Source organism: Maricaulis sp. MIT060901 (assembly GCF_047123815.1).
Taxonomy (GTDB): Bacteria; Pseudomonadota; Alphaproteobacteria; order Caulobacterales; family Maricaulaceae; genus Maricaulis.
This window is the reverse complement of the sequence record NZ_CP138920.1, coordinates 2,751,560-2,777,278: the sequence shown is the minus strand read 5'-3', so window position 1 is coordinate 2,777,278 and position 25,719 is coordinate 2,751,560. Positions and strand designations below refer to the sequence as shown.

Here is a 25,719-nt window from a genome sequence, read left to right as displayed (position 1 = left end):
GTCTCGCGTCTACGCTCCATCGCTATGGCTCCGACTTGCGAGCCAATGAAACCTCCATCATCGGTAAGTCACCGGCTTGCTGATCATCTAGCGCCTGCCCGACACAATCGCGCACTTGAAAAAATGCGCGGCCTAGGCTCGCATCTGTGCGACCGGCATAAACAGGCTCATAATTAAGCCAAAACCGATGAGAAAATCGAGCAAGATACGTCCGCTCTATGCGGGGAGCTATCCCATACAATCCTAAAAGACCGGGAGATCAGCGCATCAGGCATTGCTCAGGCCGCGTCGCTGTCGCCCTCGGCCAGCAGGTTCAGGAACAGGTCCGTGAGCACTGCGGACTGGGCCAGCTCGGCTTCCCAATGGGCGCTGGCCTCGACGATTTCACGGGAGTCCGCCACGCCGAGCGCAAACTGGGAAGAGATCGCCAACATGGCATCGCTGGCATGCACGCCTTCCGCAGCAAGTCGCGAAACAAACTCGGCCATTTTGGCAGTGTCGTATGTGTGCGGCGCGTCAGTCACTATTTTAACCCGGTTATCCATCCCGGTGATCACTGAAACAGAAAAACCCTAAGGTTTGGTTGCATCACGCCGACCAATTCGCTCCAAGGAACTGTTTCAAGGTCGGAATTCGCGCTGTGCGCGCTCCTACTTGTCAGTCATTGCCCGTCCGTCTATAGCATCGACAAGGCAGGTAACACTCGCAGGGACAGGGTTAGGCGTGCTATTTAACTCGCTGGAATTCTTATTCATTTTATTACCAGCGACGCTCGCGCTCTATTATCTGGTCCGGCGCCAGGTCAGTCACCGGGCCGCGCTTTTCGTGCTTACCGTCGCCTCCCTCGTTTTCTACGGGTGGTGGAACCCGATCTACCTCGGAATCCTCGGCGCATCGATCATCATCAACCAGTTTCTGGCGATCGAGATTGCCAAGCAGCGCAACAAGCATTGGCTGACCGGCGGGATCGTCTTCAACCTGGCGCTGATCGGTGTTTTCAAATATCTCGACTTTGCGATTGGCAATGTGAACACGATCACCGGGGCGGAAATTCCGCTGCAGGGACTACCCCTGCCTTTGGCGATCTCCTTCTTCACCTTCCAGCAGATCAGCTATCTGGTCGATGTCTCACGCAAGCAGACCGCACCGGGCGCATGGCTGAACCAGACCCTGTTTGTCGCCTTCTTCCCGCAACTGATTGCCGGCCCGATTGTTCGGCACAGCCAGATCAGTGACCAATTTGCGGACACCGAGCGAAAAGACAATCTGGCAGACAATCTGGGAGTGGGCGCATCAATATTCGCCATCGGCCTGGCCAAGAAAGTGCTCCTTGCGGACAATCTGGAGCCCTACGCCTCCTCCGCGTTCGACGCGGCTGCCGATGGCGCGACCGTTGGCTTCCTTGAGGCCTGGGCCTCGGCTCTGAGCTATTCCTTCCAGATTTTCTTCGACTTCTCCGGCTATTCCGACATGGCGCTCGGCCTGGCACGCATGTTCGGCTTCCATCTGCCGGCAAACTTCAACGCCCCCTATCGCGCGCGTTCCATTGTCGATTTCTGGCACCGTTGGCACATCACCCTGTCGCGCTTTCTGCGCGACTATCTCTACATCCCGCTGGGCGGTAACCGGCACGGCCAGTTCCGTCTTGGCGTGAATGTGGCCCTGGTCATGCTGCTCGGTGGATTGTGGCACGGTGCCGCCTGGACGTTTGTAGTCTGGGGCGGCATTCATGGCCTCGCCCTAGCGTGGTGTCACTGGCTGAACCGGGTCAGACCCGACGGCCTGTTCGCCCCGGGCTTCAAGTGGATTTCGCCCATCCTGACCTTCCTGTTCGTGACGGTTGCCTGGGTGTTTTTCCGAGCCGAGAACTTCGCGGCCGCCGGCGAGATGCTGTCCGCCATGGTCTATCTGAACGGCTTTGGCCCTCTGACCAATGATGAACCCTTTATCGGCGCAGCCTTGTCGCTGCTCATCATCTGGCGCCTGCCCGATACGATTTCCCTGTTCCAGAATGCGCTCGATCCGCGCACGCTGGAAGGCCTGCAATCGGACCTTCAGAAAGGTTCGCGCTGGAAGCCGGGGGTCGGCACAGCGATTGGCCTTGCCAGCCTGTTTTTCATCGCCATCATCAATTCCTGGACCGTAGCGGAGTTCATCTATTACCAGTTCTAGCGACACCTCGCGCCTGACGCGTTACGCAAGGGCCTTCGCGATCACTCTCGCAGCCTGGTTGATCGGCTGGGGCGGGTTTGTGCTGTTCATCGACCCTTATGGTGTCAGCGGTGCGCCTCTGATCGAGGGCATCAATGCCCGCAAGAGCCGCGCGCACGAAGATGGCTATCGCATTGCGACCTCGCACGAAATCATGTCGACCCAGGCCGGCACCATCGCCATGGGAAGCTCACGCATCGTTGACGGCTTCCCCGATGAACTGTCCTACTGGGATGGCGGTTTTGCCAATATGGGTATTTCCGGCACCAGCGCTTTTGAACTCTCCCGTGCAAGCCTGCTTGCGGCCGAAAACGAAAATATTCAGTGCGTCATCATTGGTATCGACAGTCGCGAGTTCGGCACCGACACCCTGGCCAAGGCGACCTATTGGTTGACCACATTCGACGGCGGTAGCCGCGCAGCGTCACTGACCCGAACGGCCCTGGCGCCGCATGCGTTTGCCCGCGCATTGCAGACCTTCATCGACAATATGACAGGTGGTGAGGACACCGCCTGGGTCAATGCCTACCGCGAAGATCTGATGCGCGCCGAATTCGATGAGGAAGTCGACAAGCGATACCGTTACTATCTGAATTTCGAGTACAATCAGGACCGTATCGAGTTCCTTTTCCGAGGTATCGATGCGTTGCTGGCCGCGGACAAGCAGGTTGCGGTCTTCATTCATCCTCGCCATGGCTGGCAGGAGGAAGCAACGCAGCGGGCCGGTTCCGGTTATGTCGAGGAGATCATGCGGCGCGATCTGGCCGCGGCGGCAGATGCACGTGACCACCTCCCGCGCCCGGATAATGCTTGTTTTGATGCAGGCGCACTAAGCGTCTGGGATTTTGCCGGCTTCCGTCCGATTTCAACAACACCACCGCCTGATGAAACCGGCGAGAATCCCAATCCCTGGTTCCATGAACCTTCGCACTACCGGGATATTGTGGGCGAAAGCATCATGAATTGGCTGACTGGAACGCCGCTGGAAAACGGCGCGCCCGAGCAGGATTTTGGAGAGCGCTTTACCACTGAAACGGTCGACGAGGTTATCGCCGGATTACATGCGCGGCGCGAGGCCTGGCTGAGCCAGACTGATGACCCTTGGGTACAGTATCTCAATGGCCGATTTGATGCGCTGGATGCCAACCCGCCGTCTCCGGAAGCCCAGCCCAGCATTTTCCTGACCCCCAGTCAGTGGACGTCCCTGAATTCTGCCGTCGAACGCATCGAGCGCGAAAACGCGAATTGATCAGTCCTCGCGCTGGATGCGTGCCTTGCCCCGGCCGATGGCGAGCGCTTTCACGGCCCCTCTGAATGTCCGCACTTCCTGCGCCGTCCAGCGGCCGCGAACAAAGGCGCTGCGCAGATTCTGCGTCATCAGAGCCGTTTTCTCAGGCGGGTAGAAGAAACCGGCGCGGTCGAGCTCCTCCTCGAAATGCACGAACATGCGCTCCAGGTCTTCGCGACTGGCCGGATTGGAAACCGCCTCGAATTCAGTCGGCGCGCCCTCCTCTGCCGTCCACTCATAGGCAATCACGGCGACGGTCTGGGCGAGGTTAAGAGAGGAGAAGCTGCGATCCACCGGCAGCGTAATGATGGCATCCGCCATAGCCACGGCCTCATTGGGCAGGCCGGACTTCTCAGCCCCGAACAGAACACCCACCTTTTCGCCAGCAGCCTGGGCCTGACGAATCTCCGCCATGGCCTGGCGGGCGGTCAGCACCGGCTTCTCCATGCCGCGCGGACGCGCCGTTGTGGCATAGATCCGCGTCAGATCGGCCGAAGCCTCAGCCATGTCCGTCACGACTTTCGCCGCATTGAGCACCGGCGACCCGGCTGCCATGGAAAACGCCTTGTCATTCGGCCAGCCATCGCGCGGATCAATAACGCGTAGGTCGGGTAATCCGAAATTGCCCATCACACGCGCTGCAGCGCCGATATTCTCGCCCATCTGCGGCGAATGGAGGATAATGGCCGGGGTTTGTCTGTCAGCACTCATGGAGCCGCCTCTTCACCTTCTCGCGCGCCAATGCTAGAGAGCGCGCAAATCTCTCTGGGTGCCTTCTAGCGCCTATTCCATCCGTCCGAAAAGAAAGCAGAACACCATGGCGAAGATCAAAGTCGATACACCGGTCGTCGAACTCGACGGCGATGAAATGACTCGCATCATCTGGCAAATGATCAAAGACAAGCTGATCCTGCCCTATCTCGACATTGATCTGAAGTATTACGACCTCTCTGTCACCAAGCGTGACGAGACGGACGACCAGATCACCGTCGAAGCCGCCGAAGCCATCAAACATTATGGTGTTGGCGTCAAATGCGCGACCATCACGCCGGACGAAGCCCGCGTTGAAGAGTTTGATCTCAAGAAGATGTGGCGCTCTCCGAACGGCACCATCCGCAACATCCTGGGCGGTGTTGTCTTCCGCGAGCCGATCGTCATTTCCAACGTTCCGCGCCTGGTTCCGGGCTGGCAGCAGCCGATGGTCATCGGCCGTCACGCTTTTGGCGACCAGTACCGCGCCACCGACTTCCTCGTCGACAAGCCGGGCAAGCTGACCATGACTTTCGTTCCGGAAGACGGTTCCGAGCCGGTTACCCGCGAAGTCTTCGACTTCCCGAGCTCCGGCGTAGCCATGGGCATGTATAACCTGGACGAGAGCATCAAGGACTTTGCTCGCGCCAGCATGAATTACGGCCTGCAGCGCGGCTGGCCGGTCTACCTGTCCACGAAGAACACGATCCTGAAAGCCTATGACGGCCGCTTCAAGGACATCTTCCAGGACATCTTCGACGCCGAATTCAAGGACGCCTTCCAGGCCAAAGGCATTTCCTACGAGCACCGTCTGATCGACGACATGGTCGCAGCGGCCATGAAGTGGTCCGGTGGTTTTGTGTGGGCGTGTAAAAACTACGATGGCGACGTTCAGTCCGACACCGTTGCCCAGGGCTTTGGTTCTCTCGGCCTGATGACCTCCGTCCTGATGTCCCCGGATGGCAAGACGGTCGAAGCGGAAGCCGCTCACGGCACGGTGACCCGCCACTATCGCCAGCACCAGCGTGGCGAGCAGACGTCCACTAACTCCATCGCTTCCATCTTTGCCTGGACGCGTGGCCTCTCCCACCGCGGCCGTATGGACGGCAATGAACAGGTCATGAAGTTCGCGGACACGCTGGAAAACACTATCATCAAGACGGTCGAAAGCGGTTACATGACCAAGGACCTCGCACTCCTCGTCGGCGACAAGCAGGGCTGGCTCTCCACCGAGGGCTTCCTGGAGAAGGTCGACGAGAACTTCAAGGCTGCCATGGCTGTCGACGCGTAAGCGTTCAAGGATATGAATTAAAAGGCGGGGCTCCGGCTCCGCCTTTTTTGTGAGCGCTCTCGCTTTGACTTGATTTTCAGGTCTGCCGGGCAAAATTTGTTTCGGGTCATTCGGGAGGCTGAGCTGAAATACGTCTTCGATATCGACACCGCAAACAGGGTCGCGACGCTGCGCATCTCCGGCTTGGTGACGGTGGATGAGCTGATCGCTGGTCTCCGGGACATTCTCGATAATCCCGGGTGGAATGACCGTTTCGGTCTCATGCTGGTCTATGAACCCACAGCGCTGCTTGGCAATGTCGAGCTTGATGACATCAAACGCCTCCAGGACTGGCTGAAACAGCGACAAACCCAGGCCACCCGATCCCATAAGGTCAAGTCAGCTCTTGTCTGCAGTCTCGACAATAACCGTGTGATGCTGGAGCTGCACAAGCTCAGTTTCACCGAAAATGCGCTCGTCGACGAACAGGTTTTCGACAATGAAGCGGATGCGTTGGCTTGGCTAAACTCCTGAATAGTGTCATCCATCCCGGCTAGGGGTGACAGGCATGAAACACGATCTGACGATCGACATTCCGAACAGGCTCGTGCGTTCGCGTATTCGAGGTGTGCTCACGCCAGCCGCCGGCGAGGCCGTATACCGCGAATGCGTGACCCATCCCGACTGGTCTCCGCATTTCGATCACCTGCTTGTTTATGAAAAGATCGACCTATCCGAGCTTTCCACCGAAGCTGTCCAGGACATGGTGCAGCGCTTCAAGGCACTGGATGATCAATACCGCCAGGGCATCACATCCAAGGCCGCGACCGTGATGGACAGCCAGTTGCAAGCGGGAATTCTCAGTTTCCACGAACACATATCCGCACCGGAGCTGGTCACGGAAGAAGCGATATTTGAAACCATGGACGAAGCGCTCGTCTGGCTGGGGCGGGTCGAATAAGAAAAACGGGGCTGACGGGGCGCTTGCCGTTATCATCGACCGCAAATGAGAGATTCGGGTCGCCATCATGCTGTCTCAATTGGAAATCGACACGGAAAACCGCATCTGCATCTGGCGCATCGGAGGCGAGACCTCGCTCGAAGCGCTCCGGGAAGGCTATGCTGCGCGTTTCAGGCATCCCGACTGGGCGCCCGATCTGATGAGCATGAGTGTCCTGACGCGCCTGGGCCTGGGGGCCTTCACCCCTGATATGGCAGTGAGATTCGCAGAGTTTGTACGCCTGTGCGATGAGCAACATGACCGCAAAGCCAGACGAGCCGCCATTGTCTGCGGAGACGAAATGGCCCGCGCCCTGCTCTACTACTGGGAAAAGAAAGCTGAAGACGTGCTGGGCCGAGAGGAACGGACCTTCTCCAGCGAGGCAGAAGCTCGTGAATGGCTGATCGGCGGGCACACGGAAGATGCCGCCTGAACATAGCTCCGAAAACCCGAGTTCAGCACTCGGACATTGCCTTCCTCCTCCGCTCGTGCGACTCGTTAAACATGCCAGTCCAGCACTTGTTCAAGTATCTGCGGCAAAACAAGCCGACCACCAGTATCCGCCCTCTCACGGGCCGGTGGACCGGTCTGTACCATTATCCGAGTAATGAAATGCCGGTGCCGTTTTCCGTGCAATTCACGCAGACCGGCAACTCGATCAGCGGCAGCTCCATCGAACCCAACACGTTCCTGGACATGGATATAGAGCAGTTGCCGGCCGGATGGACCGGGCATTGCGATGGCACGGACGTGCAGTTGTTCAAAACCTATAGCGGTGTCGAAGGCGCCGACCACACGGTGATCTATCGGGGCAAGATTGAACAGGGTGGCGATGTCATTCTGGGCCGCTGGTCCGTCACGGGTCTGGGCGATGAAAACCGGTCCGGCTTTTTTGAAATGCGCCGCGGTCAGTGGCGCGAATTCTGGGATACCGAAGAGGTTGCCAACGAGCCCTAGGCTGGCTCAGAGCATGCCGCCGGTGCGCTTGATGGTGACAAAGGTCTCCGCCTCGATTTTCCAGACCAGCTCTTCAAGACGCCACTTGGCGAAATACCGACCCATATAGGAAATCTGCATACCCTGGCTGGTCCAGCCTCCGGTCCAGCGGCCTGTTTCGGCCGCCAGATGCCCGTCTTCCGAGACTTCGATACGTCCTGGCGAGCGCACATAGCGCACACTGTCCATATTCTCGTAGATTGACTGCCAAGCTTCCAGCTGGGCCGCGCGGCCATTGATAAGCTGTGCATCATCCCCAGGCACCAGAACAGCGTCCTCACTCAGCACATGCTCTATGGCGGCCATGTTCCGAGCTTCCAGGGCATCGTTGAACCTCTCCCGCGCCTCCAGGATAAGGCGCGCGGCGACTTTCTCGCCGACCAGCTGACAATCACTGGAAGACTTGACCTTGCGCGCCATCAGCCTGCAATCACGGATTTGATTGCAGCAAGGGCAGCCTCGGCTTTGGAACCGTCCGGGCCGCCGGCTTGGGCGAAGTCCGGCCGACCACCGCCGCCCTTGCCGCCCACTGCAGCGGAGCCAGCGCGGACGAGGTCGACCGAGCTGAAAGTGCTCGCAAGGTCATCGGACACGCCGACCGCCAAGGCCGCCTTGCCATCATTGACACCGATAAAAACAGCAATGCCGGAGCCCATCGAACTCTTGGCCTCGTCGACCAGGCCTCGAAGATCCCTGCCGCCAACACCCTCGACCACACGACCGATGAATTTCGTGCCATTGACGTCTTCCGGACCAGTCGGTGCCGCACCGCCACCCCCGCCCATGGCGAGTTGTTTCTTGGCTTCGGCGAGCTGGCGCTCAAGCGTCTTGCGCTCCCCCTGCATGGCCGCCACACGGGCCGGCAAATCTGCCGCTGGAATTTTCAGAGCCTCGGCAGCAGAACGGCCGAAACTCATCTGTTCCTCCATGTACAGGCGAGCCGCCTCGCCGGTCAGGCCCTCGATACGGCGCACACCCGCGGAGACTGAGCTCTCGCCGATAATCTTGAACAGGGCGATATCGCCCGTGCGCTCGACATGGGTGCCACCGCAAAGTTCCACGGAATAGGCCTTCTCGTCTCCGGCCAGGCCGCGCCCCATCGACAAAACACGAACCGTGTCGCCGTATTTTTCGCCGAACAGCGCCATGGCGCCGGCCTCGATTGCGGCTTCCGGGGCCATTTCCCGTGTCGAGACAGCAGCATTCTGACGGATGACCGCATTCACCTGAGTCTCGATCTTCGTCATCTCTTCCGCGGTCACCGCGCCGTTGTGCGAGAAATCGAAACGCAAACGGTCCGGACCAACATAGGACCCCTTCTGGGTCACATGCGCGCCCAGCACATCACGCAGCGCTGCGTGCAGGAGGTGAGTTGCAGAGTGGTTGGACTTGGTCTCCGTACGCTTGCCGGCGTCGACCGCGTACTGCGCCGTGTCACCGAGCGTGACTTCGCCCTTCTCCATCACCCCGACATGGGCATGCAAGTCACCCGCACGCTTCTGGGTGTCTTCGACCCGGAAAATGGCGCCGTTTTCAAACGTGATGAGCCCCGTATCACCGGCCTGGCCGCCGCTCTCGCCGTAAAACGGCGTGCGGTCAAAGATCAACTCGCCCGTCTGGCTCTCACCGATGGCCTTGGCTTCAGCGCCCTCGGAGACGATGGCGTTGAGCTTGCCCTCGCCTGTCGTGCCGGCATAACCGAGGAACTCGGTCGGCTGGAGTTTCTCGCGCACGGCAAACCAGACCTCGTCCGGTGCGACCACGCTGGAGAGTGAACCGCCCTTGGAACGTTCCTTCTGCTTGCTCATCTCGGCATCAAAGCCATCGACATCCACATCGATACCGCGCGGACGCAGGGCATCCTGGGTCAGATCGAGCGGGAAGCCGTAAGTGTCATAGAGCTTGAAGGCCGTCTCGCCCGGCAGGCTGTCGCCTTCTCCGAGTTTCGCCGTCGCTTCGTCCAGCAGGCCCAGCCCCCGTCCGAGGGTGCGCTGGAAATTTGCCTCTTCGACCTTCAACGTGTCCTCAAGCAAGGCACGGGCGCGGCCGAGCTCCGGATAGGCGTCGCCCATCTCGGCCTCCAGCGCCGGAACGAGTTTCCACATCACCGGCTCAGTCGCGCCGAGCAGGTGGGCGTGGCGCATGGCGCGGCGCATGATGCGGCGCAGGACATAACCGCGTCCCTCATTGGACGGGGTGACACCGTCCGCCATGAGGAAACAGGTCGAACGCAAGTGATCGGCAATCACGCGGTGACTACCCAGCGCATCGCCCTCGGCCTTAACCCCCAGCACATCCTCGCCGGCTCGGATCAGATTGGCGAAAAGATCGATGTCGTAGTTATTGTGTTTGCCCTGCAGGATGGCTGCAATGCGCTCGAGGCCCATGCCGGTATCGATCGACGGTTTGGGCAGATCGATTCGCTCCTCCTTGGAGCGTTGCTCGTATTGCATGAAGACGAGGTTCCAGATCTCGATGAACCGGTCTCCATCTTCATCCGGCGAACCGGGAGGGCCGCCCCAGATGCTATCGCCGTGGTCAAAAAAGATCTCGGAGCACGGACCACACGGGCCAGTATCGCCCATGGACCAGAAATTGTCGGAGGTGGAGATGCCGATAATGCGGTCATCGCTGAGACCTGCGATCTTCTTCCACAGCTGGCGGGCTTCATCGTCTTCCGAATAGACGGTGACGAGCAACTTGTCTTTGGGCAGCGCAAATTCACCAGTCACCATTTCCCAGGCATGATGGATCGCGCGTTCCTTGAAATAATCGCCAAAGGAAAAATTGCCGAGCATCTCGAAAAAGGTGTGGTGACGCGCAGTATATCCGACATTGTCGAGATCATTGTGCTTGCCACCGGCGCGGACGCATTTCTGTGAGGTCACTGCGCGAGGAATGTCTCGCGTTTCCTTACCGGTGAAGACATTCTTGAATTGCACCATGCCCGCATTGACAAACAACAGCGTCGGATCGTCCTGCGGGACGAGCGGGCTGGACGCGACCACTTCGTGTTCATTCTTGCCGAAATAGTCGAGGAAGGTGGCACGGATATCGCGCAGGCTTGCCATGTCAGGTCCATCAATCTGGTGCGGAGACATCGGAGCGGACGCGCCCGATATCGGGAAGACTTAAACAGAAAACGGGTATTTGGCCCCGCCAAACACCCGTTTAATCAAAACCCGCCTTGCGGGGCAATGCATGCCGTCAGCCTGAACGTTCAATCCCGTCGGTCTGACGTCGTTCTGCTCGGTGGCGTGACTAGCCCGCCACAGCCTCCTCATCCTCGGCGTCGGGACCGGTGAGCATCTCATCTGCCAGCAAGCCGGCATTGGCACGCACGCGATGTTCGATTTCAGCGGCGATATCCTCATGCTCGAGCAGGAATTTACGCGCATTCTCGCGCCCCTGACCGATACGCTCGGAATTGTAGGAATACCAGGAGCCGGACTTTTCGATCACATCGCCCTTGACGCCAAGATCGATGAGCTCGCCCATTTTGGAAATGCCCTCACCATAGAGAATGTCGAACTCGACCTCGCGGAAGGGTGGCGCCACCTTGTTTTTGACGACTTTCACGCGGGTCTGGTTACCGATGACCTCGTCGCGATTCTTGATCGCGCCGATACGACGAATGTCGAGACGGACGGAAGAATAGAATTTCAGCGCATTACCGCCGGTCGTGGTTTCCGGGGAACCGAACATCACACCGATCTTCATGCGGATCTGGTTGATGAAGATGACCAGGCAATTGGACTTGGAGATAGACGCGGTCAGCTTGCGCAGCGCCTGGCTCATCAGACGCGCTTGCAGACCTGGCAGGCTGTCACCCATCTCGCCTTCCAGCTCGGCCCGCGGGGTCAGGGCCGCAACGGAGTCGATCACCAGAATGTCCACGGCACCGGAGCGCACCAGAGTATCAGCGATTTCCAGCGCCTGTTCACCGGCGTCTGGCTGCGAGACGAGGAGCTCGCCGACATCCACACCCAGCTTGGCAGCATAGACCGGGTCCAGCGCATGCTCGGCATCGACAAAGGCAGCAACACCGCCCTTTTTCTGCGCCTCGGCAACCGTATGCAGGGCCAGCGTCGTCTTGCCCGAGCTTTCCGGACCGTAGATCTCGATGATCCGGCCCTTGGGAAGACCGCCAATGCCCAGGGCAATGTCCAGACCGAGGGAACCGGTCGAGATTTCCTCGATATCCATCGCCGGCTTCTGGCCCAGTTTCATGACCGAGCCCTTGCCGAATGCCTTGTCGATCTGACTCAGCGCTGCCTCAATGGCTTTTTGTTTATCCATCTCTTCGTTCTTCACGAGTCGAATCGCGCCCCTGCTCATAACCGTTTTCCCTATATTTCATGCCGCCGATCAGCGGGCAACCACGTTTGATGTACCAATTTCGTTCCCGGAACACAAGGAGAACATTTATGGTTAACAAAACGGAACAAAAACTGACTGTAAGCATCTGCTCCGCTCGCTCGCCCCGCTCCCGGTCACGTCGATTGGTGATTCAAAACCTAGGGAAACGGGGTGACAAAAACGGCCACCCCGAAGATTCGCGTCTGCAGTTCGTCAGGCCTGTTCGCGGGCGCTGAGCTCTTCCTTCACCTTTTCCGCCAGCTGGGTAAGCGTGAAGGGTTTTGGCAGGAAAGAGATGTCCTGCTCCTCGGAGAGGGTCTTGGAAAACTGCTCCGCAGCATAGCCGGAGATGAAGACGATACGTGTATTCGTCAGCATGTCGCGGGCCTTCTCCAGTAGCCCAGGACCATCCAGCCCCGGCATGACAACGTCGGAGATGAGCAGGTCAAACGGCTCCTCCTCGTCCTCGAGGATCTCGTAGGCTTCCTCGCCATCCTCGGCCTCGGTGACGTCATAGCCCCGCTTGGCCAGGGTCTTGGCGGCAATATTACGCACAGCGTCCTCATCCTCGACCAGGAGGATGCGTCCCTTGCCGGACAGGTCTGCGGGGGTCGGTTCAACAGTCTTGGCAACCTCGACCTCAGCCAGCTCGACCTCTTCCTCTTCGGTCGGCTGATAGCCCGGCAGATAGATGGTGAAGGTCGTACCCTTGCTCACTTCACTGTCGGCAAAGAGAAAACCGCCGGACTGTTTGACGATGCCATAGACCGTTGCCAGGCCGAGGCCTGTACCCTTGCCGGCTTCCTTGGTGGTGAAGAACGGCTCGAAAATCTTGCCGAGCGTTTCCTTGTCCATTCCGTGGCCCTGATCCTCCACCTCGATCGCGACCCAGTCTCCCTCGCGCGGGTTCGGGGCACCCTGCTGTCGCACATCCTCGGCATCCAGCGATCGGGTCCGGATGATCAACTCGCCACCGCCCTGGTCACGCATGGCATCGCGCGCATTGGCGGCCAGGTTGATGATGGCGGTTTCCAGCTGGCCCTTGTCAGCCTTGATGAGCGGCACCTCACGGCCGTGAACAATGTCGAGCTTGACGGTTTCCTCTACGATCTGGCGCAGGAGAACAGAGACGTCAGAAAGCATGTCACCCACATCCAGCGTCTCGGTGCGGAAAGTCTGCTTGCGCGAAAAGGCCAGCAGTTTCTTCACAAGCCCAGCTGCCCGGGCCACGGTGGAATTGATCGCCTGCAGCTCTCCATAATCCGGGTCGCCCACCGGGTGGCGGTTGAGCAACTCATCGGTGTTCAGGCGGACCGCTGTCAGCAGGTTGTTGAAATCATGGGCGACACCTCCGGCCAGCTGGCCAACGGCCTGCATCTTGTTGGCCTGGGAGAACTGGCGTTCCATATCCTTCCAGCTGGTCACGTCGATGACATAGGCGACACGCTTGCCACCTCTCGCGGGGGCGAAAGCCAGGTGAACATAGGCCGGTTTCTCGCCCGCCAGCTTGGCTTCTGCCGGATCGCCACTGCCCGCCATGGCAGAGGAGAAAGCATCGGTTGCCGAGCGCCCGTCATCCCAGTCGAACATCTCACAGAAGTTGACGCCGGGGACGGCCCGTCCGCCTGTCAGCTGGACCAGGGCCGGATTCACATCCTCGATGATGGCCGTTTCCGGGTCCGCGCCGTCCAGACGCACCACGCCAAAGGGCGCACTGGCAAACATCTCGTCCAGCGTATGACCGGCAGCACGCCCCTCTCCCATCGCCTGGGCGACACCGGGAGGCGCTCCGGTAGCAGAAAGACCATACATGACAGCGCGGCCCATGGGTGGATCACCAGCGGCCCACTCAACCGCGATCGCGACCGGGCTTTCAATGCCGTCGCGTGCCTTCAGCCGGGCGTCGATACGGGACACGCCCTCGCCGCCACGGGTCTGCATCAGCGCGCGCGCACCGTCCCCGGCCAGGATCTCCGCCAGTCGCGGAAAATTCTCGCCGGGCTGCAGGCCCAGCCAGTCACGGAAAGTCGCATTGCCCATCGCGATCTCGCCATTGGCACGCAGGGAAAACAGCGCAACGGGAGCGTTCTGGGACCAGTCCGCAGCAGACGTTGCCGAACCACCACCAGCCTGCTCGACAGGCTGCAGACGCCAAAGCACGAGCCCGTCAGCCAGCGGGCGCGCTTCCAGACGGACGTTGAGAGTTTCCGTGTCGCCGACGGGCAGCGGCGGCAGGAGTTCACAAGCGCCCTCACCACGCGCAGCAGCGCGCGCCAGACGATAAACCGAGCCATCGCCGCCACCGGCGCCCGCCCACAGGCGGTCAATCGTCGGCAGACCGAAACTCTGCCCAAGGGATCCCGCCGTCTTGGCCAGCTCGCGATAGGCGTCATTGCCCCAGCGCACAGCACCGCGGCGGTCCGTGATCAAAACCGGCTCCGGAAAACTGTCCATGGCGCCATATCCCAGCTCGGCGATGGACGGGACTCGATTGCGGATAACGGTATTGCGGATGCCACGACCGGCGGTCTCGCCAGCGGCGATGGTGTAGAGCACCAGAAAACTCGCCGCCGCCAGCCCCGAGAGATAGATGAAGCCCTGCCGACCGGCTTCAACCGGCGCGAAAACTGCAGCCAGTGCGGCGAGCACCACGATAAAGCCCAGCACCCAAAAGGTCACGCGACCAAAGGGCTTTTCCCAGAAGGATTTCGGGTTCTCAGAGTTCGAAACAGGCATTTCGGCCATGGGCGGCTCCAGCGCGAATCAAGTGCGGATGTGAGAGCTTACTCGCTCGGACGGTATTGTGCGCGTCCCGGGGATTGGGACAGGGACAGGACATAGCCGATCACGCGGGCAACAGCCTTGAAGTGATCGACGGGGATTTCTTCATCCAGCTCGGCGGTCGCATAAAGCGCGCGCGCCAGCGGCGGATCTTCAACAATGGGCACGTCATTATCCTTGGCCAGCTCGCGAATGCGCAGGGCCACCTCATCGACACCCTTGGCGACACAGATCGGAGCGGGCGTCTCGCCCTGCTCGTAATGCAGCGCGATGGCGTAGTGGGTCGGGTTGGTAATGACGACGGTGGAATCCGGAACGGCGGCCATCATGCGCTTCTGGGCGCGTTCCTGGCGAAGCTGGCGCAGCTTGGCGCGCACCATCGGATCACCTTCGGACTGCTTCAGTTCGTCCTTGATCTCACGGCGAGACATGCGGTTGCGCTTGATGAAAGTCTGACGCTGGTAAACATAGTCCAGTGCCGCCACCGCCGCGTAGACGATCAGCGCCGCGATCATCAGCTCAATGGCCGATTGCTGCACGACTGCGAGAATTGCAGTCACATCCATCAACGGCATGCCGGCCAGTATTTCCCGCTTGGGGTATATGACGATAAAAGCAGCGCCGGCAACCAGCACCATCTTGCCCAGGCCCTTGAAGAAATTCATCCAGGCTTCAGCGCCGAACACCCGTTTCGCGCCTTCGAATGGATTGATCTTGGACAGTTTGGGCTGGATCTTTTCAGTCGTGAACAGCAGTCCTTGCTGTACGTAATGCCCCGCAAACCCTGCGATAACGAGCAAGAGGACCGGAAACGCGACCGCTATCACAACTTCCTGGGCGGTCTGCTGCATCATCGTCATGATCGCTTGCGGGTTCAGTGAAAATTCGTGGGCCCTGGCGAAATAAGCCTGCATCGTCCCGGCCATGTTCTGCATCATCGCCGGAAGCAGAAAGCCGATCAGGGCCAGGCCGGATGCCAGGATGAACCAGCCAGGTATTTCCTGGGATTTGGCGACATCACCTTTCTTGCGCGCGTCATCCAGCCGCCGCTGTGTCGGTTCTTCTGTCTTCTGACTGTCGTCTTCGCCTTCGGCCATGAACCGGTCTCCGCTAGTTCAGCTCGATGGCGAAACGCTGCATGCGCTCCAGCCAGACGGCGCTCATCGCGCCCAGCGCGATCGTGAAGATGAAAAGCCCGACCATGATGTTGGCGGGCATGGCGATGAAAAAAATCTGCAATTGCGGCATCAGTCGCGAGAGCACACCCAGCGCCAGGTAGAAGATCAGCCCATAGACGATCAGCGGCGCGGCCAGCTGGACCGCGATGCGGAAAGTGTCGACAAACGCGCCCAGCGCCCATTGCCCGGCATCGGTCATCGACGGCATGTCTCCGGGAGGGAACAGCTCGTAGGAATTATGCGCCGCCATCAACAGGAGGTGATGCAGCCCTGTCGTGAACAGGAGCGCAATGAAAACCAGGTTGAGGAAAGTCGCCATGATGGCACCCTGAGTGCCCTGGGACGGGTCGAAACTCTGGGCCATGGCGAGGCCGCTCTGCATGCCGATGATCTGGCCGGCAATAGCCGCTGTCGCCATGAAGATTCGGGCCATCGCGCCAATCATCAGGCCGATCAGCACTTCGGTCATCACCAGCCCTGCCAGCGGCAGGGGCTGGGTCGGCATGGCCGGCAGCATGGGCGCCACAATCGGCCCCATCACCAGGCAGACCAGCAGGGCAAAGGCCAGGCGGATCGGCACCGGAATGGACGGCTCTCCAAAACCGGGCATGAGCATGAGGATCGCACCGAGACGGGCGAAAACAAGACCTGCGGCGAACACGAGCTCGGGCAGGACAGCGGTCATGGATTGGCGATCCGGTCGGTGATGGTGATCATGAACCCGCCGAGCAGCGCCCCCATGAGCGGCAGGAAGATCAGCAGCGCGATAAAGATGGCAATGATCTTGGGAACAAAGACCAGGGTCATTTCCTGGATCTGGGTCAGGGCCTGGAACAAGGCGATGGTAATGCCAACCGCCAGGCCGGTGATCATGATCGGTGCCGACATGGCCAGCATCAGCCAGATTGCCTCTCGGGCATAGTCGAGGACTTCAGGTCCGGTCACCGTGTGCGCGCCTTCTGCAGCGAGAGAATCGATTAAAGTTAATTATCTTTACGATTCCTCTAACCCCGTTAAGAAAGAGTCAATTCTGGTAAATACGGGGAACCCCTGACATGCGTGTTCGCGACCTTCTTGTTGGCGTCAGCGCCATCACTCTCGCCACTGCCTGCACACCGGCCAGCGACGATGCGGGACAGGTCCCGGCACCGGCTGATAACTCTGCGGAAAATGCTGAAAGCACGACGCAATCCGCGTCCGAGGAGCAGACCGAGACCGATCGCCTCTACGCTTTCTTCCAGGACGCCTTCGAGGACGAAATCGCGCGCTCGCCGCTGGGCCAGACCTATCTGGGCATGACCGACGACATGGAGGCCTATGGCCAGTGGGATGATGTCTCCGAGGAAAACTACCGCGCCGGCCTGCAGCGCGAGGCTGACCGCATTCGTCGCATGAACGAGGAATTCGACTACGAGGCACTGACCGAACAGGCGCAGGTTTCCTGGCGTTTTGCCGAGTTCATCGCCGCCAACAACCAGCAACAGTCCGAGTTCTGGGATCACGGTTATATCTTCACCCAGTTCTTCGGCCCGCACTCCGATATGCCGAGCTTCATGATCGGCTTTCACGCAGTACACACGGCAGAACATGCCGAGGCCTATATCAGCCGCCTCACCGGCATGGGAGAGCGCCTGAATGCACTGGCTGCCCAGGCCGACGCGCGCGCAGAACAGGGCGTGCTGCCGCCATCTTTCGCCTTCCCGGTCATCATCGAGACGGCGCGCGGGTTCGTTACAGGTGCCCCCTTCGATGACAGCGACGAAGACAGCCCGCTGCTTGCGGACTTCCGGCGCAAGATCGAACCGCTGGAAATCTCCGACGACGACAAGCAGGCCCTGGTCGACCGCGCCATCGAGGCGCTGACCACCAGCGTCGGCCCGGCTTACGAGAACTTCCTGGCGATGATGGATCGTCACGCGGCGCTTGTGGGTGATCGTGCGGAAGGCGCCTGGTCCCTGCCCGAGGGTGAGGCCTTCTACAGAAGCCAGCTGCAGAACTACACGACCCGCACCGACATGACGGCGGAAGACATCCACCAGATCGGCATGAGCGAGATTGAGCGCATCCACGCGGAAATGCGCGCCATCCAGGAACAGGTCGGGTTCGAGGGCTCGCTGCGCGATTTCTTCGACCATCTGCGTGAGAGCGAGGAGTTCTACTACCCGTCCACGGATGAGGGGCGCCAGCGCTATCTGGACGAGGCCACGGCCATGATCGACCAGATGATGGAAGCCGCTTCGGCATATTTCGGCCGCCTGCCCACGGCTCCGCTGGAAGTTCGTGCGGTGGAGCAATACCGCATCGCAACCGCGACCGGCGCCTTCTATGAAACCGGTTCGCTCGATGGCACCCGTCCTGGCCGCTACTACGTCAATCTGCAGCACATGGACGCGCAGCCCGTCTACCAGATGGAGAGCCTCGCTTATCACGAAGGTGCTCCGGGTCACCATTTCCAGCTGAGCCTGGCCCAGGAACTGGAAGGCGCGCCGATGTTCCAGCGCACGACCTGGTATTCCGCATACGGCGAAGGCTGGGCGCTGTACTCTGAGCGCCTGGGCAAGGACATGGGCTTCTTCACCGACCCCTACCAGGATTTCGGTCGCCTCTCCTATGAGGTCTTCCGCGCGGCCCGCCTCGTCGTTGACACCGGCATTCACCACTATCAGTGGGACGAACAGCGTGCGATCGACTTCATGATGGAAACCACGCCGATGCCGCTGGGCGACATCACGCCGGAAGTGCGCCGCTACATGGTGTGGCCGGGTCAGGCTGTCTCCTACAAGATCGGCATGAACACGATCATCGATCTGCGCCAGCGCACCATGGACGCGCTGGGCGATGATTTCGACTGGGGCGAGTTCCACGATGTGGTTCTGTCCAACGGCTCCGTGCCGTTGACCCTGCTCGAGGAAAATGTCGACGCCTACATCGCCGCCAAGTTGGCAGCGCAATAACGTAGACCAGCCCGGCGTCTTGCCATCGCAGGCGCCGGGCTCCACGTTCTGCGATACACCAAGCTTCACTGAGGGGAACCAGATGAGCTATCTCAAACACCTGACACTCGGCGCCTCCGTCGCCGCCTTGCTGGCCGCCTGCAGCCAGCCGGAGGCCGCTGACGACCAGAACGCCGCCACGAATGCACCGGCAGAAACCGCTGCCGAGGCCGAGACCCAAACGGCTGCCAACGAGGCTGTCGAAACCGAGAGTGATCGCCTTAACGCCTGGTTCCAGGAGGTTTTCGACCAGGGTGTTGCTGAATCGCCCATGTACCAGACCTTCCTGGGCATGAAGACCAATTACGACCAGTGGGATGACCCGTCCCCGGAAGAACAGCTGCGCCAGTACGAACAGGGTCGTGAACAGCATCAGTACATGCTGGACAATTTCGACTTTGATGCGCTGGACCGTTCCGCCCAGATTTCCTGGCGCCTGGCCGAGTACAACAATGCCCGCGCCGAAGCCGGTCGCCAGTGGTGGGATCACGGCTATACCTTCACACCGCGTTCCGGTCCGCACATGAATGCGCCGACTTTCCTGATCAACAATCACCGTGTGGATACGACGGAAGATGCGGAGGCCTATATCGGCCGTCTGCGCAATATGGGCGCCTATATGGACCAGCAGATCGCGAACTCCCGCCGCTCTGCCGAGCTGGGTGTCTACACACCGCGCTGGACCTATCAGCCGATGATCGCGACTTCGCGCAACATCATCACGGGCGCACCGTTTGACGAGAGCGGTGAAGACAGCCCGCTGATGGGCGATTTCCGCCGCAAGGTCACCGCGCTGGAGCTGGGCGAGGAAGAGACCAACCGCCTGCTGGCGGAGGCCTCTGCCGCAATGACCGAGGTCGTCGCCCCGGTCTATGGCCGCCTGATCTCCCTGTTCGAGGAACAGGAAGCGGTTGCCAGCGAGGATGACGGTGTGTGGAAACACCCGCAGGGCGGCGAGTACTACAACCACCTGCTCAACGGCTATACGACGATGGATATCTCCGCCGAGGAGATCCACCAGCTCGGTGTCGCCGAGGTCGAGCGCATTCACGATGAAATGCGCGCCATCATGACCCAGGTCGGTTTTGAGGGCTCGCTGCAGGAGTTTTTCGAATTCATGCGCACGGACGAGCAGTTCTATTATCCCAACACGGATGAGGGCCGTGACGCCTATCTGGCTGACGCCACGGCAATGATCGACACCATGGTCGAGACGCTGCCGCAGATGTTCAACCGCTTCCCGCAAGCGGAACTGGAAGTGCGCCGCGTCGAGCCCTTCCGTGAGGCCGCCGCCGGCAAGGCCTTCTACCAGCGCCCCGCTGCCAATGGCTCCCGCCCGGGCATCTATTACGCAAACCTTCGCGACATGGCGCAAATGCCGACCTACCAGATGGAAGCCCTCGCCTATCACGAAGGCGCGCCGGGTCACCACATGCAGCTGGCCATCATGCAAGAGCTGGAGGGCATTCCGGCCTTCCGTCGGTTTGGCGGCTACACGGCCTATACCGAGGGCTGGGGCCTTTACACAGAGTATTTCCCGCTGGAATTCGGCTTCTACTCGGACCCGTATTCCAACTTCGGTCGCCTGGCTATGGAGCTGTGGCGCGCTTGCCGCCTGGTGGTCGATACCGGCCTGCACCATAACCAGTGGACGCGCCAGCAGGCTGTCGATTATCTGATGGAAAATACGCCGAACCCGGAAGGCGATGCGATCAACGCGATTGACCGCTACATCGTCTTTGCCGGCCAGGCCACGGCCTACAAGATCGGCATGCTGGAAATCCTGCGCCTGCGCGGCATTGCCGAGGAAGAGCTGGGCGAGGATTACGACATCCGTGAATTCCACGACGTCATCCTGCGTGAAGGCGCCTTGCCGCTTTCGATCCTGGAAGAACAGGTCCGCACCTACATCGCCGAGACCGGCGAATAACACCGCCGGCACCCCGTATGATTGGGCCGTACTGATTTTGATCAGTGCGGCCCTTTCGCATTCAACTCCTGTTTTTCCCGGAGGAGCGAAGCGAGTTCCGGGACCTACCACTTGGCAAGCTAGAACTCGTTCGTAGGCCCCGGCACAAGGCCGGGGGAAAATGGATTGTGACCTTGGTCAGTGATATCGAACCAAAGGTCTTTCCATCCCGGATTGCCATCCTCGATCAGATTGAATTTCCACGCACGCGGATAGCGCTTGATTTGCTGCTCCCTCCGCCACGCGGCCTCCCAGTGGTCATGGGGCTCGAAATAGACGAGTTGGTTGATCGAGTACTTCTTTGTGTGACCGCGCAAAAAACCTGTTCGGTGCTCCCACACACGCCGCACCAGGTCTTTTGTCCGACCGGTGTACAGTGCGCCGCGCGGACGGCTTGCCATGACGTAGACTGTCTGGTGTGCGTCCATGATCGCGTAAAATTTCAGACTGCATGCAAACAACCTACAACCTAATAGACAGAGTCAACGAAAGACCGCTCCGGATGGGGCGGCCCTCTCGAGGCTGACAAACAAGTAAGTTGTTGACTTGCTCAGAAAGGCGGCCAAGTCATCTGAGCGACGCAGCCCTGTGGTGTCAGCCGGGTATCCTCTTGCGGATCGTTACTTGGCCTGCATGTGGGAAATGGCGCAGCATCAGCGGCCCAGACGAGCCTATTGTAAGTCTCCGCATATTGCTGCGCGTGTCGGTCAGCGCTGTCTCTGGCAGTGTCAGCACCCGCTTCTGTAACTACCCCTAGTGCTTTGGGGTGTCGGACATGGAACACAGTTTGATGCCCAGGCTCACAGCGCAAGCCGGGCAAAGATTTTTCCCAACCCTGACTTATGACCAGCAGGCGAAAGTCTCCTCGACTGATTGCGCGTTCAGCGTCTCTCTGCGCTCGGTTTTCCGCAATTTGTTCCGAGAGATACAACTCCCGGATTTGCTGCCACCGAACGGTCCCCACACTGTCAGCCTCGAAGGCCCTGAGGTAGTCAGACTCAATAGCGGTCAATTCGGTGATGAGGTCAGCGGCGACGAGTGGCTCACCGGCTACCACCATACTGAAGTCCTCAGGCTCGCTGAAAACACAAAGGCTTCCAATGACGGCTTCAGCTAACAACTTCACACTCTCAATCTCGAATAAAACTGCGCACAAGCTAACGCAATCATAGATTAGGATAACACTCAACAACAAACGAGGGGCCGGTGGTTCTGAGCCGGCCCCTCGTTCTCACCCTCTCCCTCCCCAAAAGAAGAGGGTGTTTCACGGCACTCACTCCTCGAACGGATCCGAGAAGGCTTCTTCTGCGGTGAAACTCGTATCGGTGAAGCTCGCCATGAAGGCGACCAGCGCGGCGACATCCTCCTCGTCCAGATCAAAGCGCTGGATCGGCGCGCCGGCATTATTGCCCTGGCGCAGGAGATTGCTGGTCTCGCCATTGTCCTGGACACCGGTGGCGTAGAAATTGACCACCTCCTCCAGCGTGTCGAAACGACCATCATGCATGTAGGGCGCTGTCAGTTCGACATTGCGCAGGCTGGGTGACTTGAAATCATCGTCTCCAGTCGCCCCGACGCCGACAACAGTCGCATCCAGACCGATATTCTGGGGTGGCCTGTCATAGATCTGGGCATTGGTCTGATGACACTGGTTACAGCCCATCGTCTGGATCGGCGGCAGTCCGGCCTGGGCAAGATCCGCGGCATCAACCGGCTGGAACAGTGCCATGCCGTGCAGCTCCTGCTGGGTCAGACGGCCAACAAAATCCGGCGTGTTGGCGTTCGGGTTGTCGCCGATCACCGCTGTGTCGAAATCGGACTGGTAACTCACCATGGCCCGCTGGAACTGCGCCAACGCCAAGCCGATCCGCTCCGCGGTGACTTCATCATCGCCGAAGGCCGCTTCGAACAGAGGTGGGTAGAAGGCGAGATTTTCCACCGTGGCCACGACATTGGCCAGGGTATTGCCCATCTCAACGGGAGATTGGATCGGTCCCAGCGCCTGGTCTTCCAGGCTGTCCGCGCGCTCGTCCCAGAACATGTTGCCCCGGCGATAGAAGCGCGCATTGGCGATGTGCGGCGCATTGCGGTCAGTGATCTGTCCGTCGAAGCCGCGCGAGAACTGACTTGGCTCGCCGAAGCTGAACGCCTGCACATGACAGCTCGAACAGGAGACGGTGCCATTCACGGACAGGCGTGTGTCATAGAACAGGACCCGGCCCAGCGTCGCGCCTTCATTGGTGAGGGGGTTATCGTTCGGCGTATTATCCGTCGCCGCGATGTTGTTGTTTCCGCCCTCGCGAAAGTGCAGCGGCGTATCATCCTGCGAATAGGCGATATAGTCGAACGGCATTCCCGGCAGGTCCGGCGCACTTGTGGTGGACGCGCGGATGATGACCAGGCTGACGGTCTTCACAGCATCTTCGCCGGAACCATTGCTGGCGGTCAGCGTGGCGGAGAAGACACCGGCTGTGGTCGGCCGTCCGACCAGGGCACCGTTTTCCACGGCCAGACCCGGCACAGGGGTCACCAGTTCGATTTGGATATCCAGCCCGTTACCGGACGGATCCTCAAACTGCCCGGCCCATGAAGCCGGATCGAAATTAACGGCCTGGTCGACCGCAAATCGCAGTCCCGCGAGCCCTGCCAGTGAGCGCACATCATGATCAGGCTGGATGAAGATCGTGAACTGGTCACTCGCCGTGAGGCCCATCGGGTCACTGGCGGTAATCGTTGCCGTGACATTGACCTCCCGGTCCGGCGTGCCGGCAATGTTCGTTCCCTGCACGTCCACCCCCGTATTGGCCGGCGCCAGCGTGACATCATAACTCAGCGTATCACCGTCCGGGTCCGAGAACGTCGTGCCGCCCTGGGTCGGATCGTAGATAAATTCCTCACCGATCGTGGCGGCCTGGTCCAGATTCGCGTTCGCGACAGTCGGCGCAGAATTGGTGTTCTGACCGCCTCCTCCGCCACCGCCTGTCCCGCCGTTTGACGTGGATCCGCCACCTCCGCCGCCACAGCCCGTCAACGCGATAACACAAGAAATGATGATGCTTCCCAGTTTCAGCCCCTGGGTCGGCTTACCCGTCGCTTGCGCGAACATGTACTCACTCCTGTCCCGCCCCCGCGGTTAGGTTTTCCCTCGCAGAGTAGAACGGGACGCCGGAGAGAACCCCGTCGCGAAAAAGTGAGAAACCTTAGAAAGAAAAACGGCCGCTCGATCGAGCGGCCGTCCAAACGTCTGACTTCACGCCGTTAAATCGGCATGCGGAGAATTTCCTGATAGGCTTTGACCACCTGGTCCCGCACCGCAACGACGGTTTCCAGCGTGACTTCGGCAGCAGACACAGCCGTTACGACATCCACCAAATCCGCCTGACCAACGACGGAGGCGGCTGAGGCTTGCTCGGCGCCCTGAATGGTGCCCTGGGCCTGGGAGATAGAGTCCATGACCAGCCCGGTAAAGTCGACATTGTCGCTTCCACTTGCAGCGGCCGAACCGCTGCTCATCGCGTCCTGCGCCGCGCGCATGGTCTGCTGATAGGCCTGGAGGCCTGAAGGATCAATGGCCATGAGTTTCTACTCCCTGGGGGCCAGCGCCAGCGTTTAGCGGCGCAGAAGGTCCAGCGTACGCTCGAGCATGCGCCGGTGATTTTCGATCATGTTGAGGTTGGCTTCATAGCTGCGCATCGCTTCGCGCATGTCCGCCATCTCGATGAAAGTGTTGACATTGGAATACATGACATAACCATCTGCATTCGCGGCCGGGTGGTCCGGCTCGTGACGCAGGGTGAACTCTGAATTGTCGTGCACAGCGTCCGTCATGCGGACCATGCTCATTCCGGTGGCGCGGTCCAGCTCGGCCTCGAAAACCGGGAGCTGGCGGCGATAAGGTTCCCCGCCCGCTTCACGCGACGTAGAATTCACATTCGCAATATTTTCCGAAATAATGCGCATGCGCGCGGACTGGGCTCGCATGCCCATCGCGGAAACCATCATCGAATCGCGAGGATCAGCCATGGCTTATCCCTTTCCCGCCTATGTCGGTGTCCGGATCGCGGTCCGGATCAGGCCGAGGCTTTTCTGATAGAGGCTGAGGGCGGATTCGTAACGCATGCGCGTTTCATTCGCCTTGACCATCTGTTCTTCCAGGACAACGGAATTGCCGTTGATCGTCGTTTCACTGTCCGGAGTATCCTGGGTCGACCAGGTCCGCGCTGACGTGTCCGCAGAAGCGGTTCCGGACATGTGACCATCGCGCGTCGTGCGCAGACGCATGCCGTTGGCGCTGCGGCGCTGGCTCATCACTTCGCTGACGGTGCGCTCGAATTCGGCGCGGTCGAGGTCCTGAGCGACAAAACCCGGCGTATTCGCATTGGCGACATTGTTGGCAATGACGCGCTGGCGTTCCGAGCTGAAGTTCATTTCCTGTCGAAGGAGTGCCAAGAGGGGCACATCATCGGGCCGCATGAGCGAATCCCCTTAATAACCTGTGACTAGGCTGCGCCCGCACGGTTAACGAGGGTTTAACCGGCGCACCGCAAAAAACGGATATCCCATGACTCAGCAGGCGATTTGCCGGTTTCGGTGACGGTTACGATGGATATGACACAATACTTCCTCGCACTCGTTGTGCTGGCCGGCTTGCTGGGGGCATTCGGCCTCCTGGCGATGGCGATACAGAGGGGCTGGATTTTCAACCAGTTGACTGGACTGACCCGCATGGTGGCTGTCGATGACCGGCGTCTCAAAGTACGCGAGAGCTTGATCATCGACCCGCGTCGGCGCCTGGTCATTCTCCAGGCCGATGACGAGGAACACATCGTGCTTCTGGGCGTGGAAAGCGAGACCGTCATCAAATCCCAGCCGGCCAAGCCGGTCCCCAGCCGTGCGGAGATGCCGTGATGCGCAAAGGCTTCTG

Annotated in this window: 25 protein-coding genes; 11 read left to right on the top strand and 14 right to left on the bottom strand. The window is 59.8% G+C overall.

What is annotated here, in order from left to right:
• Positions 1-278: 278 nt before the first annotated feature.
• The gene (locus tag SIC17_RS13635; protein WP_412545703.1) at positions 279-488 is read right to left on the bottom strand and encodes a hypothetical protein; all 210 of its coding nucleotides are present in this window, start codon (positions 486-488) and stop codon (positions 279-281) included.
• 337 nt (positions 489-825) lie between these two features.
• On the opposite strand from SIC17_RS13635, the gene SIC17_RS13630 reads away from it, so the two are divergent.
• Both SIC17_RS13630 and SIC17_RS13625 read left to right on the top strand, forming a co-directional pair.
• Positions 826-2,172: an MBOAT family O-acyltransferase gene (locus SIC17_RS13630; protein ID WP_412545702.1), complete on the top strand. Its 1,347-nt coding sequence runs from the start codon at positions 826-828 to the stop codon at positions 2,170-2,172.
• A gap of 79 nt (positions 2,173-2,251) precedes the next feature.
• The gene (locus SIC17_RS13625; RefSeq protein WP_291892854.1) at positions 2,252-3,460 is read left to right on the top strand and encodes a hypothetical protein; all 1,209 of its coding nucleotides are present in this window, start codon (positions 2,252-2,254) and stop codon (positions 3,458-3,460) included.
• On the opposite strand, the gene SIC17_RS13620 is transcribed toward SIC17_RS13625, so the two are convergent.
• Complete coding sequence (locus tag SIC17_RS13620) at positions 3,461-4,210, bottom strand: RNA methyltransferase (RefSeq protein WP_412545701.1); 750 nt, start codon at positions 4,208-4,210, stop codon at positions 3,461-3,463.
• 106 nt (positions 4,211-4,316) lie between these two features.
• On the opposite strand from SIC17_RS13620, the gene SIC17_RS13615 reads away from it, so the two are divergent.
• The 5 genes from SIC17_RS13615 to SIC17_RS13595 all read left to right on the top strand — a co-directional run bounded on the left by SIC17_RS13615 (position 4,317) and on the right by SIC17_RS13595 (position 7,476).
• On the top strand, positions 4,317-5,540 hold the full coding sequence (locus SIC17_RS13615; protein WP_291892850.1) for an NADP-dependent isocitrate dehydrogenase: 1,224 nt from the start codon (positions 4,317-4,319) through the stop codon (positions 5,538-5,540).
• A gap of 96 nt (positions 5,541-5,636) precedes the next feature.
• Positions 5,637-6,053: a hypothetical protein gene (locus tag SIC17_RS13610; RefSeq protein ID WP_291892848.1), complete on the top strand. Its 417-nt coding sequence runs from the start codon at positions 5,637-5,639 to the stop codon at positions 6,051-6,053.
• A gap of 34 nt (positions 6,054-6,087) precedes the next feature.
• The gene (locus tag SIC17_RS13605; RefSeq protein WP_412545700.1) at positions 6,088-6,480 is read left to right on the top strand and encodes a hypothetical protein; all 393 of its coding nucleotides are present in this window, start codon (positions 6,088-6,090) and stop codon (positions 6,478-6,480) included.
• Positions 6,481-6,547: 67 nt separating this feature from the next.
• Positions 6,548-6,952 carry an STAS/SEC14 domain-containing protein gene (locus tag SIC17_RS13600; protein WP_291892844.1) on the top strand — a complete coding sequence of 135 codons (405 nt, stop codon included), beginning with the start codon at positions 6,548-6,550 and terminating at the stop codon, positions 6,950-6,952.
• 86 nt (positions 6,953-7,038) lie between these two features.
• Positions 7,039-7,476 (top strand): hypothetical protein, encoded by a 438-nt coding sequence (locus tag SIC17_RS13595; protein WP_412545699.1) that lies wholly within the window; start codon positions 7,039-7,041, stop codon positions 7,474-7,476.
• A 6-nt stretch (positions 7,477-7,482) separates the two neighbouring features.
• On the opposite strand, the gene SIC17_RS13590 is transcribed toward SIC17_RS13595, so the two are convergent.
• The 7 genes from SIC17_RS13590 to fliQ form a co-directional block, all read right to left on the bottom strand.
• Positions 7,483-7,935 (bottom strand): nuclear transport factor 2 family protein, encoded by a 453-nt coding sequence (locus SIC17_RS13590; RefSeq protein WP_412545698.1) that lies wholly within the window; start codon positions 7,933-7,935, stop codon positions 7,483-7,485.
• Positions 7,935-10,586, bottom strand: a complete 2,652-nt coding sequence (gene alaS, locus SIC17_RS13585) for an alanine--tRNA ligase (protein WP_412545697.1) — start codon at positions 10,584-10,586, stop codon at positions 7,935-7,937. Before alaS ends, SIC17_RS13590 begins: the two co-directional genes overlap by 1 nt.
• Positions 10,587-10,776: 190 nt before the next feature.
• A complete protein-coding gene (recA, locus tag SIC17_RS13580; RefSeq protein WP_366940038.1) occupies positions 10,777-11,853 on the bottom strand; it encodes a recombinase RecA in 1,077 nt (358 codons plus the stop codon).
• A gap of 234 nt (positions 11,854-12,087) precedes the next feature.
• Positions 12,088-14,619 (bottom strand): response regulator, encoded by a 2,532-nt coding sequence (locus SIC17_RS13575; protein WP_412545696.1) that lies wholly within the window; start codon positions 14,617-14,619, stop codon positions 12,088-12,090.
• Positions 14,620-14,657: 38 nt separating this feature from the next.
• Positions 14,658-15,752: a flagellar biosynthesis protein FlhB gene (gene flhB, locus SIC17_RS13570; RefSeq protein ID WP_291892830.1), complete on the bottom strand. Its 1,095-nt coding sequence runs from the start codon at positions 15,750-15,752 to the stop codon at positions 14,658-14,660.
• A gap of 13 nt (positions 15,753-15,765) precedes the next feature.
• A complete protein-coding gene (fliR, locus tag SIC17_RS13565; protein ID WP_412545695.1) occupies positions 15,766-16,518 on the bottom strand; it encodes a flagellar biosynthetic protein FliR in 753 nt (250 codons plus the stop codon).
• Positions 16,515-16,778, bottom strand: coding sequence for a flagellar biosynthesis protein FliQ (fliQ, locus tag SIC17_RS13560; RefSeq protein ID WP_291892826.1), 264 nt, complete (start codon positions 16,776-16,778; stop codon positions 16,515-16,517). The genes fliR and fliQ overlap by 4 nt, the downstream gene beginning before the upstream one ends.
• Before the next feature lie 110 nt (positions 16,779-16,888).
• Here fliQ and SIC17_RS13555 point away from each other — a divergent pair, with 110 nt between their 5' ends.
• Both SIC17_RS13555 and SIC17_RS13550 read left to right on the top strand, forming a co-directional pair.
• A complete protein-coding gene (locus SIC17_RS13555; RefSeq protein ID WP_412545694.1) occupies positions 16,889-18,787 on the top strand; it encodes a DUF885 domain-containing protein in 1,899 nt (632 codons plus the stop codon).
• Positions 18,788-18,869: 82 nt separating this feature from the next.
• Positions 18,870-20,756: a DUF885 domain-containing protein gene (locus tag SIC17_RS13550; protein WP_412545693.1), complete on the top strand. Its 1,887-nt coding sequence runs from the start codon at positions 18,870-18,872 to the stop codon at positions 20,754-20,756.
• Positions 20,757-20,875: 119 nt separating this feature from the next.
• Here SIC17_RS13550 and SIC17_RS13545 read toward each other — a convergent pair whose 3' ends face one another.
• Entirely contained in the window at positions 20,876-21,223 is a 348-nt protein-coding gene (locus SIC17_RS13545) for a GIY-YIG nuclease family protein (RefSeq protein WP_412545692.1), read from the bottom strand.
• 347 nt (positions 21,224-21,570) lie between these two features.
• On the opposite strand from SIC17_RS13545, the gene SIC17_RS13540 reads away from it, so the two are divergent.
• On the top strand, positions 21,571-21,912 hold the full coding sequence (locus tag SIC17_RS13540; RefSeq protein ID WP_412545691.1) for a hypothetical protein: 342 nt from the start codon (positions 21,571-21,573) through the stop codon (positions 21,910-21,912).
• A 156-nt stretch (positions 21,913-22,068) separates the two neighbouring features.
• Here SIC17_RS13540 and SIC17_RS13535 read toward each other — a convergent pair whose 3' ends face one another.
• From SIC17_RS13535 to flgB, 4 genes are all read right to left on the bottom strand, one after another.
• Positions 22,069-23,901 (bottom strand): cytochrome c peroxidase, encoded by a 1,833-nt coding sequence (locus SIC17_RS13535; protein ID WP_412545690.1) that lies wholly within the window; start codon positions 23,899-23,901, stop codon positions 22,069-22,071.
• 152 nt (positions 23,902-24,053) lie between these two features.
• A complete protein-coding gene (gene fliE / locus SIC17_RS13530; protein WP_291892816.1) occupies positions 24,054-24,371 on the bottom strand; it encodes a flagellar hook-basal body complex protein FliE in 318 nt (105 codons plus the stop codon).
• Between the two features lie 33 nt (positions 24,372-24,404).
• On the bottom strand, positions 24,405-24,818 hold the full coding sequence (gene flgC / locus SIC17_RS13525) for a flagellar basal body rod protein FlgC (RefSeq protein ID WP_291892813.1): 414 nt from the start codon (positions 24,816-24,818) through the stop codon (positions 24,405-24,407).
• 18 nt (positions 24,819-24,836) lie between these two features.
• Entirely contained in the window at positions 24,837-25,268 is a 432-nt protein-coding gene (flgB, locus tag SIC17_RS13520; RefSeq protein ID WP_412545689.1) for a flagellar basal body rod protein FlgB, read from the bottom strand.
• 129 nt (positions 25,269-25,397) lie between these two features.
• On the opposite strand from flgB, the gene SIC17_RS13515 reads away from it, so the two are divergent.
• Positions 25,398-25,703 (top strand): flagellar biosynthetic protein FliO, encoded by a 306-nt coding sequence (locus SIC17_RS13515; RefSeq protein WP_412545688.1) that lies wholly within the window; start codon positions 25,398-25,400, stop codon positions 25,701-25,703.
• The last annotated feature ends 16 nt before the right edge of the window (positions 25,704-25,719 follow it).

What these genes read in the sequence shown, in the direction of transcription:
- SIC17_RS13575 (WP_412545696.1), bottom strand. Translation starts at nt 14,619, where the DNA reads ATGGCCGAAATGCCTGTTTCGAACTCTGAGAACCCGAAATCCTTCTGG.
- fliE (WP_291892816.1), bottom strand. Translation starts at nt 24,371, where the DNA reads ATGGCCATTGATCCTTCAGGCCTCCAGGCCTATCAGCAGACCATGCGC.
- SIC17_RS13535 (WP_412545690.1), bottom strand. Translation starts at nt 23,901, where the DNA reads ATGTTCGCGCAAGCGACGGGTAAGCCGACCCAGGGGCTGAAACTGGGA.
- SIC17_RS13550 (WP_412545693.1), top strand. Translation starts at nt 18,870, where the DNA reads ATGAGCTATCTCAAACACCTGACACTCGGCGCCTCCGTCGCCGCCTTG.
- SIC17_RS13635 (WP_412545703.1), bottom strand. Translation starts at nt 488, where the DNA reads ATGGCCGAGTTTGTTTCGCGACTTGCTGCGGAAGGCGTGCATGCCAGC.
- SIC17_RS13545 (WP_412545692.1), bottom strand. Translation starts at nt 21,223, where the DNA reads ATGGACGCACACCAGACAGTCTACGTCATGGCAAGCCGTCCGCGCGGC.
- fliR (WP_412545695.1), bottom strand. Translation starts at nt 16,518, where the DNA reads ATGACCGCTGTCCTGCCCGAGCTCGTGTTCGCCGCAGGTCTTGTTTTC.
- SIC17_RS13540 (WP_412545691.1), top strand. Translation starts at nt 21,571, where the DNA reads ATGGAACACAGTTTGATGCCCAGGCTCACAGCGCAAGCCGGGCAAAGA.
- flgC (WP_291892813.1), bottom strand. Translation starts at nt 24,818, where the DNA reads ATGGCTGATCCTCGCGATTCGATGATGGTTTCCGCGATGGGCATGCGA.
- SIC17_RS13605 (WP_412545700.1), top strand. Translation starts at nt 6,088, where the DNA reads ATGAAACACGATCTGACGATCGACATTCCGAACAGGCTCGTGCGTTCG.
- SIC17_RS13515 (WP_412545688.1), top strand. Translation starts at nt 25,398, where the DNA reads ATGGATATGACACAATACTTCCTCGCACTCGTTGTGCTGGCCGGCTTG.
- SIC17_RS13600 (WP_291892844.1), top strand. Translation starts at nt 6,548, where the DNA reads ATGCTGTCTCAATTGGAAATCGACACGGAAAACCGCATCTGCATCTGG.
- recA (WP_366940038.1), bottom strand. Translation starts at nt 11,853, where the DNA reads ATGAGCAGGGGCGCGATTCGACTCGTGAAGAACGAAGAGATGGATAAA.
- SIC17_RS13555 (WP_412545694.1), top strand. Translation starts at nt 16,889, where the DNA reads ATGCGTGTTCGCGACCTTCTTGTTGGCGTCAGCGCCATCACTCTCGCC.
- flhB (WP_291892830.1), bottom strand. Translation starts at nt 15,752, where the DNA reads ATGGCCGAAGGCGAAGACGACAGTCAGAAGACAGAAGAACCGACACAG.
- alaS (WP_412545697.1), bottom strand. Translation starts at nt 10,586, where the DNA reads ATGGCAAGCCTGCGCGATATCCGTGCCACCTTCCTCGACTATTTCGGC.
- flgB (WP_412545689.1), bottom strand. Translation starts at nt 25,268, where the DNA reads ATGCGGCCCGATGATGTGCCCCTCTTGGCACTCCTTCGACAGGAAATG.
- SIC17_RS13620 (WP_412545701.1), bottom strand. Translation starts at nt 4,210, where the DNA reads ATGAGTGCTGACAGACAAACCCCGGCCATTATCCTCCATTCGCCGCAG.
- SIC17_RS13615 (WP_291892850.1), top strand. Translation starts at nt 4,317, where the DNA reads ATGGCGAAGATCAAAGTCGATACACCGGTCGTCGAACTCGACGGCGAT.
- SIC17_RS13590 (WP_412545698.1), bottom strand. Translation starts at nt 7,935, where the DNA reads ATGGCGCGCAAGGTCAAGTCTTCCAGTGATTGTCAGCTGGTCGGCGAG.